Annotated in this window: 11 protein-coding genes; 4 read left to right on the top strand and 7 right to left on the bottom strand. The window is 73.2% G+C overall.

Annotated elements, in window-relative coordinates; genetic code table 11:
* The 4 genes from HF519_RS27380 to HF519_RS27365 form a co-directional block, all read right to left on the bottom strand.
* The coding region (locus HF519_RS27380; protein WP_169415873.1) for a Tex family protein at nucleotides 1-2,355 on the bottom strand (2,355 nt) is incomplete at its 3' end.
* 106 nt (nucleotides 2,356-2,461) lie between these two features.
* Entirely contained in the window at nucleotides 2,462-3,343 is an 882-nt protein-coding gene (locus HF519_RS32600) for an HTD2 family dehydratase (protein WP_312860387.1), read from the bottom strand.
* 195 nt (nucleotides 3,344-3,538) lie between these two features.
* The gene (locus tag HF519_RS27370; RefSeq protein WP_312860386.1) at nucleotides 3,539-4,726 is read right to left on the bottom strand and encodes a class I SAM-dependent RNA methyltransferase; all 1,188 of its coding nucleotides are present in this window, start codon (nucleotides 4,724-4,726) and stop codon (nucleotides 3,539-3,541) included.
* Complete coding sequence (locus HF519_RS27365; protein ID WP_169415872.1) at nucleotides 4,719-6,782, bottom strand: APC family permease; 2,064 nt, start codon at nucleotides 6,780-6,782, stop codon at nucleotides 4,719-4,721. Before HF519_RS27365 ends, HF519_RS27370 begins: the two co-directional genes overlap by 8 nt.
* A gap of 108 nt (nucleotides 6,783-6,890) precedes the next feature.
* Between HF519_RS27365 and HF519_RS27360 the strand changes: the two genes are divergently transcribed.
* Nucleotides 6,891-7,553 carry a potassium channel family protein gene (locus tag HF519_RS27360; RefSeq protein ID WP_169415871.1) on the top strand — a complete coding sequence of 221 codons (663 nt, stop codon included), beginning with the start codon at nucleotides 6,891-6,893 and terminating at the stop codon, nucleotides 7,551-7,553.
* Between the two features lie 5 nt (nucleotides 7,554-7,558).
* On the top strand, nucleotides 7,559-8,215 hold the full coding sequence (locus tag HF519_RS27355) for a potassium channel family protein (RefSeq protein WP_169415870.1): 657 nt from the start codon (nucleotides 7,559-7,561) through the stop codon (nucleotides 8,213-8,215).
* 27 nt (nucleotides 8,216-8,242) lie between these two features.
* On the opposite strand, the gene HF519_RS27350 is transcribed toward HF519_RS27355, so the two are convergent.
* Complete coding sequence (locus HF519_RS27350) at nucleotides 8,243-8,944, bottom strand: DUF3159 domain-containing protein (RefSeq protein WP_312860385.1); 702 nt, start codon at nucleotides 8,942-8,944, stop codon at nucleotides 8,243-8,245.
* Nucleotides 8,941-9,318 (bottom strand): OB-fold nucleic acid binding domain-containing protein, encoded by a 378-nt coding sequence (locus HF519_RS27345; RefSeq protein WP_169415869.1) that lies wholly within the window; start codon nucleotides 9,316-9,318, stop codon nucleotides 8,941-8,943. Before HF519_RS27345 ends, HF519_RS27350 begins: the two co-directional genes overlap by 4 nt.
* 229 nt (nucleotides 9,319-9,547) lie before the next feature.
* Between HF519_RS27345 and HF519_RS27340 the strand changes: the two genes are divergently transcribed.
* Entirely contained in the window at nucleotides 9,548-10,294 is a 747-nt protein-coding gene (locus tag HF519_RS27340) for an alpha/beta hydrolase (RefSeq protein WP_312860384.1), read from the top strand.
* Here HF519_RS27340 and HF519_RS27335 read toward each other — a convergent pair.
* Complete coding sequence (locus HF519_RS27335) at nucleotides 10,251-10,469, bottom strand: hypothetical protein (protein ID WP_211170667.1); 219 nt, start codon at nucleotides 10,467-10,469, stop codon at nucleotides 10,251-10,253. The genes HF519_RS27340 and HF519_RS27335 overlap by 44 nt on opposite strands.
* A 36-nt stretch (nucleotides 10,470-10,505) precedes the next feature.
* Here HF519_RS27335 and HF519_RS30700 point away from each other — a divergent pair.
* Nucleotides 10,506-10,709, top strand: a 204-nt coding sequence (locus HF519_RS30700; RefSeq protein WP_211170666.1) for a hypothetical protein, incomplete at its 3' end; no start/stop codon positions are given.

Genomic DNA, 10,709 nt, shown 5'->3' with positions numbered 1-10,709 from the left:
ATCACCGCCACCGCGGCGGTCGTTCCCGCCGCCGCGGTTGTCCCCGCCGCGCTTGCCGTTCCCGCGCGGGCCACCGCGGTCCCCGCCTCGCCGCTCTCCCCCGCGCCGCTCTCCCCCGCGCTGCTGGTCGCCGCGCTGCTGGTCGCCGCGGTCTTCGTTCCCGCGCCGCCCCTTGCCGGCGCCCGGCTCGTCGTCGAGGCGCAGGGTCAGCGAGATCCGCTTGCGGGCCTCATCGACGTCCAGCACCTTGACCTTCACGACGTCCCCGGACTTGACGACCTCGCGCGGGTCGGACACGAAGTTCTTCGACATCGCCGAGACGTGGACGAGACCGTCCTGGTGGACGCCCACGTCGACGAACGCGCCGAAGGCCGCGACGTTGGTCACGACACCCTCCAACAGCATCCCCGGCCGCAGGTCGGAGATCTTGTGGACGCCCTCGGCGAAGGTCGCGGTCCGGAACGCCGGCCGCGGGTCACGACCGGGCTTCTCCAGCTCGGCGAGGATGTCGGTGACGGTCGGCAGCCCGAACCTGTCGTCGACGAAGTCCTTCGGGCGCAGCGACGCCAGCTTCGGCGCGTTGCCGAGCAGGGTCGCGACGTCCCCGCCGGACTTCGCGACGATCCGCCGCACCACCGGGTAGGCCTCCGGGTGCACCCCGGAGACGTCGAGGGGCTCGTCGCCCCCGCGGATGCGCAGGAAGCCTGCGCACTGTTCGAACGCCTTCGGGCCCAGCCGCGGCACGTCGTTCAGGGCGGCACGGGTACGAAACGGCCCGTTGGCGTCGCGGTGGCCGACGATGCTCGCCGCGAGCGACTCGGTGATCCCCGAGACCCGGCGCAGCAGCGGCGCGGAGGCGCTGTTGAGGTCGACCCCGACGGCGTTCACGCAGTCCTCGACGACCGCATCGAGCGAGCGGGACAGCGCGGACTCGGGCAGGTCGTGCTGGTACTGCCCGACGCCGATCGACTTCGGGTCGATCTTCACCAGCTCGGCCAGCGGGTCCTGCAGCCGCCGCGCGATCGAGACCGCGCCGCGCACCGACACGTCCAGGTCCGGCAGCTCGGCCGAGGCGTAGGCCGACGCCGAGTACACCGACGCACCGGCCTCGCTGACCATCACCTTGGTCAGCTTCAGCCCCGGGTTGTTCGTGACGAGCTCACCGGCCAGCTTGTCGGTCTCCCGCGACGCGGTGCCGTTGCCGATCGCGATGAGCTCGACGCCGTGCGTCGCGGCCAGCTTGGTCAGGGTCGCGAGCGCCCCGTTCCAGTCCCGGCGCGGCTCGTGCGGGTACACCGTGTCGGTGGCGACGACCTTGCCGGTCGCGTCGACCACGGCGACCTTCACACCGGTCCGCAGCCCCGGGTCGAGACCCATCGTCGCCCGGGTGCCGGCGGGGGCGGCGAGCAGCAGGTCGCGCAGGTTCGTCGCGAAGACCGCGATCGCGCCCTCCTCGGCGGCCGTGCGCAGCCGGACCCGGATGTCGATGCCCAGGTGCAGCAGGATCCGGGTGCGCCAGGCCCAGCGCACGACGTCGCCGAGCCACTTGTCGGCCGGCCGGCCCTGGTCGGCGATGCCGAAGTTCGCGGCGATGGTGCGCTCGAAGTCGGTGGGCACCCCGGGCTCGGCGGGCGTCTCGTCGGGCTCGAGCGCGACGTCGAGCACCTCCTCCTTCTCCCCGCGGAGCACCGCCAGGATCCGGTGGCTGGGCAGCTTGGTGAACGGCTCGGAGAAGTCGAAGTAGTCGGAGAACTTCGACCCCGCGGTCTCCTTGCCCTCGCGGACCTTCGAGACCAGCCGGCCCCTGGTCCACATCCGCTCGCGCAGCCCGCCGATCAGGTCGGCGTCCTCGGCGAAGCGCTCGACGAGGATGGACCGGGCACCCTCGAGCGCCGCGGCGACGTCGGCCACGTTCTCGTTGAGGTACCCCGCGGCCACCGCCTGCGGGTCCTGCGCCGGATCGTTCAGCAGCGTGTCGGCGAGCGGCTCCAGGCCGTTCTCCCGCGCCACCATCGCCTTCGTGCGGCGCTTGGGCTTGTAGGGCAGGTAGATGTCCTCGAGCCGGGCCTTGGAGTCGGCGGCGAGGACCTGCGCCTCCAGGGCCTCGTCGAGCTTGCCCTGGCTGCGGATCGAGTCGAGCACGGCGACGCGGCGGTCCTCGAGCTCACGCAGGTAGCGCAGCCGCTCCTCCAGCGTGCGCAGCTGGGTGTCGTCGAGGGTGCCGGTGGCCTCCTTGCGGTACCGGGCGATGAACGGCACCGTCGCACCGCCGTCGAGCAGGTCGACGGCCGCGGCCACCTGGTGCGGGCGCACGCCGAGCTCGTCGGCGATCCGCTGCTGAATGGACGTCGTCACGATCCTCTATCCAACCTTGTCCGTACGCTTCCCCGGTGCATCGTGCCGGGGACCTACCGGCGCCGTCGAACCGCCCGCCCGGCTGGGCGGGCCGCGGCCACGGCTGCTAGGGGCGCGCTGCGCCCAGCCGCCCCGTCCCGGTGATCGACGGGGGCTGCCCCGGTACACCCGCCCTGAGCTCCACGTCCGGCCCGGGCCCGGGCACGCCGTCGGCGACGATCGGCGTGCCGGCGAAAGCCGGTCGGCTCAACCGGAACGCGAAGCCGGTCACCGGGCGGTCCGGGGCGTGCCGGCGGGGCAGCTCGAGCAGCAGCAGCGCGAGCAGCGGGCCGTGCACCACCAGATCCGGGTAGCCCTCGACCCCGGTGACGTAGGGCCGGTCGTAGTGGATGCGGTGGGTGTTGTACGTCAGGGCACTGAACCGGAACAACATGGCCGGGTCCGGATCGAGGCGGGCCCGCCAGGCCCCGGCCGGCGCCGGTCCCGGTTCGGCGGACGCCGGCACGGGCGGCCCACCACGCTGCTCCCCCGCCGGCTGGCTGCGGTAGACGATGTCCTGCTCCTCGACCACCACGGCCGAGCCGTCGCGCAGGAACTCGTGGCGGACCGTCACGAACAGCATGTCCCCGCTGCGGCCCTGCTTGGGCGTCACGTCGGCCAGCACGGAGCGGCGGACGATCTCCTCGCCGATGCGCATCGGTTCGCGGACCTCGAGTCGTGCTCCGGCGAACATCCGCCGCCGGTCCGGGATCGGCGGCAGGAAGTGCCCGGCCGCCGGATGGCCGTCCTCGCCGAGCTCGGCCTGCGCGGGGTGGTCGAGGAAGTGGAACCAGTGCCACAGAGGTGGGAGCGGGTCACCGGACGCGTGGATCGGCGACGGCTGGTCGAGCACCCCGGCGAACGCGTCGGACGGCCAGCGATCCAGCCGTGCCGAGGACTGCACCGGTCCCGGCGCCCAGTCCTCGACGTGCGCTGCGAGCCCACCCACCGGCCACCTCCGATCGCGCCGGCGGACCATCCGCGGCACCGCCGATCATCGTCGCAGGGAATCTGCCGTGGGCCCGGGGCACCGGCCCGGACGCCACAACGGCGTGGTGCCGGACCCCACGGCGCGATACCGCCGACCCACCCTCCTGAAACGCCGATTCGCGCTCCCGAGAGTGCCGACTCGCGGGGTGGGGCGTCAGGTGCGGGTCAGCAGCGCGACGCACTCCATGTGATGGGTCATCGGGAACGCGTCGAACGCCCGCAGCTCGGCCAGCCGGTAGCCGCGCTCGGCGAACAGCGCGACGTCGCGCGCCAGGGCCGCCGGATCGCAGGCGACGTGAACGACCCGCTCGGGCGCGCGGGCACACAACGCGTCGACCAGCGACGCACCCAGGCCCTTGCGCGGCGGATCCGCCACCACGACGTCCGGCCGGCCGGTGAGCCCGCTCAGCACCCGCTCGACCCGGCCGACCCGCCAGTCCACCTGCGACAGGTCGGCGAGCGCGGCCCGGCCGTCCTCGACCGCACGCCGCGAGGACTCGACGACGGTCACCACGCCGTCGCGACCGACCTGCCCGGCAAGCACCGCGGCGAACAGCCCGACCCCGCCGTAGAGGTCCCACGCGGTCCCACCGCGCGGTGCGTCGGCCCACTTCCCGACGACGGTGGCCAGGGTGTCGGCGAGAGCCGGATGGACCTGCCAGAAGGTGCCCGGCGAGAGCATCCACTCCCGGCCGGCGGCGCGCTGCACGGTGCGCCCGGCCGTCCCGGCGGTGTCGTCGCTGTCGGTGTGCACCACCCCGTCCGCGTCGACGGCGACCTCCACCTCGCTGCCCGGGGTGAACCGGTGAGCCAGCAGCGGCGGCAGGGTTCCCGCCGGTGCGAGCAGGCAGTCGGCGATGGGCAGCACCTCATGGCTGCGGTGGGCGCGCAGGCCGGCGCGGCCCTCGTCGTCGACGGCGAGCCGGACCCGCTGCCGCCACCCCAGAGCCCCACCGGGCAGCTCCTCGACCTCGACCTCGCGGTCGATGCCGGCGAGCCGGCGCAGCTGCTCGCGCACCACGTCGGCCTTCAGAGCGCGCTGGGCGGCAGGGGTCGCGTGCTGCAGGTCGCAGCCCCCGCAGCCGCCCGCCCGGGCCCACGGGCACGGTGCCTCGACCCGCGTCGGGGCGGGGCGCAGCACGGCGATCGCGTCGGCGCGGCAGAACGCCCCGCCGGCGTCCTCTGTGACCACCGCGCGCACCCGCTCGCCGGGCAGCGCGTGCCGGACGAACACCACGCGGCCATGCCCATCGCCGAAGCGGGCGACGCAGTGCCCGCCGTGCGCGATCGGCCCGACCTCCAGGTCGAGGACCCGGTCGGTCCAGTCCAGCCGCTCAGCCACGGCCGTCCTGACTCACCGGGGTCCGCTCGCCGTTGCCGCCGGGGCCGGCCGGCTCACCGGGCAGCTGCGCGAGGGAGGGGTAGCCCCGCCGGGTCATGCCGGGGGCGGTCTGCGGGCGCCGCCGCGCCGCCCGCTCCGAGGACTCGAGCTGCCAGGGAACGCTGGTCACCATCACTCCGGGCTGGAAGAGCAGCCGGCCCTTGAGCCGCAGCGCGCTCTGGTTGTGCAGGATCTGTTCCCACCAGTGGCCCACCACGTACTCGGGGATGAACACGGTCACCACGTCGCGCGGGTTGTCGCTGCGGATCCGTTTCACGTAGTCGAGCACCGGTTTGGTGATCTCCCGGTAGGGCGATTCGATGACCTTGAGCGGGACCGGCAGCTTGCGCTTGCCCCAGTCGGCCACCAGCCGCTTGGTGTCGGCGTCGTCGACGTTGACGGTCACCGCCTCCAGCACGTCCGGCCGGGTGGCGCGGGCGTAGGCGACCGCGCGCAGCGTCGGCTTGTGCAGCGTCGAGACCAGCACGATCGCGTGGTTGCGCGAGGGGAGCACGGCGTCGGACTCGCCGGCCACCAGCTCTGCGGTGACCCGGTCGTAGTGCTTCTGGATGGCGGTCATCAGCAGGAAGAACGCGGCCATCGCGGCGATCGCGATCCACGCACCGCGGGTGAACTTGGTGATCAGGACCGTCACGAGCACCAGCCCGGTCATCACCGCCCCGAAGCCGTTGATCATTCGAGCGCGGTGCATCCGGCGCCGCTCGTCCGGATCGGTCTCGGTGGCGAGCAGGCGCTGCCAGTGCCGGACCATTCCGGTCTGGCTCAGTGTGAACGCGGTGAACACCCCGACGGTGTAGAGCGCGATCAGCCGGGTCACCTCGGCCTGGAAGCCGATCACGAGCAGGATCGCGAAGCCGGCCAGGAGCACGATCCCGTTGGAGAAGGCCAGCCGGTCGCCTCGGGTGTGCAGCTGCCGGGGCAGCCAGCGGTCCTGGGCCAGGATCGAGCCGAGCACCGGGAAGCCGTTGAACGCGGTGTTCGCGGCCAGCACCAGGATCAGCGCCGTCACCACCACGACGAAGAAGTAGGCGGGCCGGAAGTCGGTGAACACCGCGTCGGCGAGCTGGGCCACCAGGGTCTGCTGCACGTACCCCGGAGGGGCGTCGGGGAACTGGTGGGCGGGGTTCTCGGCGATCTTGACGCCGGTCAGGTTCGCGAGTGCGATCAGCCCGAGGAACAGGCTCACCGAGATCACACCCAGCATCGTCAGGGTCTTCGCGGCGTTCTCCGCCTTCGGCTTCCGGAACGCCGGCACCCCGTTCGCGATCGCCTCGACGCCGGTCAGCGCGGCGCACCCCTGGGTGAAGCTGCGCAGCAGCAGCAGCACGAGCGCGAGGCCGGTGAGGGCGTCGGCCTCTCCCACCAGCTCCAGGTCGGCGCTCACGGCGCGGACGTCGTCACCGAGGAGCAGGACGCGGGTCAGTCCCCACACGACCATCGATCCGACGCCGATCATGAACGCGTAGGTCGGCAGCGCGAACGCCGTCCCGGCCTCCCGCAGACCGCGCAGGTTCACCGCGGTGAGCAGCACGATCGCCGTCACCGCGAACCCGACCTTGTGCTCGGCGACGAACGGGACCAGCGCGCCGACGTTGGCCGCGGCCGCCGAGATCGAGACCGCGACGGTGAGCGTGTAGTCGACCAGCAGCGCCGACGCGACCGTCAATCCGGCGTACCGGCCCAGGTTCTTCGTGGCGACCTCGTAGTCGCCACCTCCCGAGGGGTAGGCGCGCACATTCTGCCGGTAGCTGGTGACCACCGTGATGAGCACGACTGCGACGGCGAGGCCCACCCACGGCGCGAACGCGTAGGCGGTGATCCCGGCCACCGACAGCATCAGGAAGATCTCCTCCGGGGCGTACGCGACCGACGACAGGGCGTCGGAGGCGAACACCGGGAGGGCGATCCGTTTCGGGAGCAGGTTGTGGGACAGACGGTCGCTCCGTTGCGGGCGCCCGACCACGATCCGCTTCACCGCGACGGCGAGCTTGGACACGACGGCAGCCTATGCGCTCCTGCGACGCGGCATGCAACGCGATAGCGTTCGCGCCCGCGGGCTACGGTGCCTGGTCATCGGGGTAGACGCCACTAGGAGGGCACCGCGATGTACGTCGTGATCATGGGATGCGGGCGCGTCGGTGCGTCGCTCGCGGCCGGCCTCGAGCGACTCGGTCACGAGGTTGCCGTCATCGACCGCGACCCGCAGGCGTTCCGCCGGCTCGGCCCCGACTTCCGCGGCCGGCAGGTCGTCGGAATGGGCTTCCACCGGGACGTCCTGATCGAGGCCGGGGTGGAGAAGGCACAGGCCTTCGCCGCGGTGTCCAGCGGCGACAACTCCAACATCATCGCCGCCCGGGTGGCCCGGGAGAGCTTCGGCATCGAGCGCGTCGTCGCCCGCATCTACGACGCCAAGCGCGCCGCGGTCTACGAACGGCTCGGCATCCCGACCGTGGCCACGGTGCCGTGGAGCACGGACCGGCTGATGCGGATGCTGCTGCCCGACGGCGTGGCCACCGCGTGGCGCGAACCGTCCGGCACCGTGGCGGTGCTGCCGCTGCCCATCCACGAGGAGTGGATCGGGCGCCCGGTGCGCGAGCTGGAGGAGGCGACGGGATCCCGGGTGGCGTTCATCGTCCGGTTCGGGACCGGAGTGCTGCCGAAGGCGGACACTGCGGTACAGGCCGAGGACACGGTCTACGTGGCGGCGGTGTCCGGCACGGTCAGCGATGTGACGGCGGCGGCAGCAGCCCCGCCCCAGGAGGGTTGATCCGGATGCGGGTGGCGATCGCGGGAGCCGGTGCGGTCGGTCGTTCGATCGCGCTCGAGCTGGTGGAGAGCGAGCACCAGGTGATGCTGATCGAGCGCGAGCTCGCCAACGTCGAACCCGAGACCATCGAGAAGGCCGAATGGGTGCACGCCGACGCCTGCGAGCTGGCCTCGCTCGAGGAGGCCGGGCTCGAGCGCTGCGACGTCGTCATCGCCGCCACCGGGGACGACAAGGTCAACCTGGTGGTCTCGTTGCTGGCGAAGACCGAGTTCGGGGTCCGCCGGGTGGTGGCGCGGGTGAACGACCCGCGGAACGAGTGGCTGTTCAACGACAACTGGGGTGTCGACGTCGCGGTGTCCACCCCGCGGCTGCTCGCCGCACTCGTGGAGGAGGCCGTCGCGGTCGGCGACCTGGTCCGGCTGATGACCTTCCGGCAGGGCCAGGCCAACCTCGTCGAGGTCACGCTGCCGGCCGACACCCCGCTGGCCGGGCGGCCGGTGCGGTCGCTGCGGCTGCCGAAGGACTCGGCGCTGGTGGCCATCCTGCGCGGCGGGCGGGTCATCGTGCCGCAGGCCGACGACGCTCTCGAGCCGGGCGACGAACTGCTGTTCGTCGCGACGTCGGTGGTCGAGGAGGAGATCCGGGCGGCGCTCAAGCAGTGACCGGGTCCGGCGGCGCCGCCGGCCGCCTCAGACGGCCGGCTGCGGGACCCGGCGGGCCCGGCGCACGGCCCAGATCGTGCCGAGCAACGCGACCCCGAGGAGCGGGTAGCCCATGACCAGCCGGGCGATGCCCAGCCAGTTCGCCTCGTCGGCGTTGTATAGCCAGCCCTGCACGACGACGCGCGCCACGAAGACCAGCGCCCACAGCAGGCTGGCGAACGTGTAGGCGCGCAACATCCGGGGGTCGCTACGCCAGCCGTGACCGTCGCCGTTGATCCCGTGCCAGATCACCCCGGCCAGCGGCCAGCGGACGATCACCGAGACCAGGAAGGCCAGCCCGAAGAACGCGCTGTAGAGCAGGCCGGGCAGGTAGAAGTCCCGGGCCTCGCCGGTGCGGTTGGCGATGAACGCGCAGACCCCGACCCCGATCAGTCCGGAGATCGCGGGTTGCAGCGCCTCGCGCCGGATGAGCCGCCAGATCGCGATGGCCGCCCCGGTGGCGAGCGCGGCGATCAGGGCCGGCTGCAACGCGGTGATCAGGTTGACCACGACGAACACGACGACCGGGACCGTCGAGTAGGCGATACCGGCCACTCCGCCCATCTGCTCGAGCATCGTGGGCATCTCCCGCTCGGGCTGCTCGTCCGGCGCAGCGGGGACCACCGGCATCCGCACGGTGGGGTCCTCGGAGTGGTGGACGTCGCGGCCGGCGCGATGGGGACCGGTCACTGCGCCTGGCAGATCTCGTAATACGGGTTGTAGAGCACCTTGCGGCCGTCGCGCACGGAGATCCTCCCGCGAACCCGCATCGTCCGCCCGGGCTCGATGCCCGGGATCCGGCGTCGGCCCATCCAGACCAGCGTCACTCCCTCGGTGCCGTCGAACAGCTCCGCCTCCAGGGACGCGTCCGCCTCCTGTGGGCAGAACTCCACACTGCGGAGCCTACCCAGGACGGTCACCTCCTGACCGCAGGCGCAGTCGCATGCACGCTGCGCCCCGGAGCGCTCTGCGTCCTCTGACAGGTCGTCGGCGTCCAGCGTCTCGACGTCACTGGTCAGCTTGCGAAGCATACGGCGGAATGACCCACCGTCCGTGCTGCCCATCTCTCTCCTCGGCTGCTCGGGCGCGGGCCGTCCTCGGCGACTCGGCCGCTACCCTGCAAATCGTAACGCGCGGGAAACCTGATACGTGCCCCTGCAAGGACGCCTGTGCTGCGAACGGAGCCCGCGCGTGTCGACGATTCCGGAGTTCGCCGCGGGCGGCGGTACGGCGCTCTCGCCGAGCGGAGTGACGGCCGTCGTTCTGCCGGGTTCCGGCTCGGATGACCGATTCGTGAGGGCGGTTTTCGCGGCGCCGCTGACCGCTCTCGGCATCCCCCTGGTCGCCCCCGCCCCGGAACGTGGTGGACATCTCATCGCCGGCTACCGTTCGGCGCTCGATGCGGCACTCCACGACACTCTCGACCCGGCCACCGGGAAGCCCGTGGGCACGCTGCTCGTGGGTGGGATCTCACTCGGCGCGCACGTCGCGGCGGCGTGGGCGGCCGAGCGACTCGGCGAGGACCCGGGTGCCGCGAACGCATTGGCGGGGCTGCTGCTCGCGCTCCCGGCCTGGACCGGGCCGGCCGGTGACGCGCCCGCGGCGCTGGCCGCCCGGGTGACCGCCGCGCAGGTCCGTCGGGGTGGTGTGGCGGCCGCCGTCGAGCAGGCGCGGGCCGGCGCACCGCCGTGGCTGGCGGCCGAACTCGCACGCGCGTGGCAGGGCTTCGGCGCAGGGCTGGCCGACGCCCTCGACGCGGCCGCAGCCGAGCCCGGGCCCACCCCGCAGGCGCTGCGCACGCTGGACGTCCCCGCTGGGATCGCCGGGCTGCGCGACGACCCCGTCCACCCACTCGCGCGGGCCCGGGACTGGCAGCGGCTGCTCCCCCGGGCCGCCCTGGTGGTGTCCGCGCTGGAACCCTTCGGCGCTGATCCCGCGGTGCTCGGCCGGGCCGCCCTGCTGGGCTGGCTGCGGGCCCGGACGAGCCCGCCGGGGATCAGTCGGGACGGCGGTGCCGCCCGGGTTTCTCCGCCGGGCTGAACAGTCCCATCGGGTCACCCATCAGGAACGCCAGCGCCGGCACGCCGGCCAGGTCGGACGACGCCGAGAGCTGCTCTCCCTCGTCCTCGGGCTCCGGGCGGGCGTGCCTGCGGCGCCGCGGCTCGGCGCCGGCGGCCGGTTCCCGTTCCGGTCGCGCCGCGGCGGCGAGGTCCATCGGTCCGGTCGGCCTCTCGTTCTCGACCGGTTCGCGATGCTGGTGGCCCACGGCCTCCACGCGGAGGAACGGCTCGGTCGGGACGTCGAGCCCGGCGGGGGCCTCCCCGGGTTCCGGCGCCCGCCGCCCTCGGTGACGGTCAGTACGCCGGGGTGGATCGTCGCGGACGAGGCCGGCGCCCAGCCGTCGGACGCCGTGGCCTGGGCCGGCTGCACGTCGGCGGGCTGGGCGCCGGCCTCG

Origin of the sequence: Pseudonocardia bannensis (assembly GCF_012911875.1) — a bacterium.
GTDB lineage: Bacteria > Actinomycetota > Actinomycetes > Mycobacteriales > Pseudonocardiaceae > Pseudonocardia > Pseudonocardia bannensis.
Note: the sequence above shows the minus strand (reverse complement) of the source record. Positions and strands in the feature narration are given on the sequence as shown.

What these genes read in the sequence shown, in the direction of transcription:
- HF519_RS27360 (WP_169415871.1), top strand. Translation starts at nt 6,891, where the DNA reads ATGTACGTCGTGATCATGGGATGCGGGCGCGTCGGTGCGTCGCTCGCG.
- HF519_RS27335 (WP_211170667.1), bottom strand. Translation starts at nt 10,469, where the DNA reads ATGGACCTCGCCGCCGCGGCGCGACCGGAACGGGAACCGGCCGCCGGC.
- HF519_RS27355 (WP_169415870.1), top strand. Translation starts at nt 7,559, where the DNA reads ATGCGGGTGGCGATCGCGGGAGCCGGTGCGGTCGGTCGTTCGATCGCG.
- HF519_RS27345 (WP_169415869.1), bottom strand. Translation starts at nt 9,318, where the DNA reads ATGGGCAGCACGGACGGTGGGTCATTCCGCCGTATGCTTCGCAAGCTG.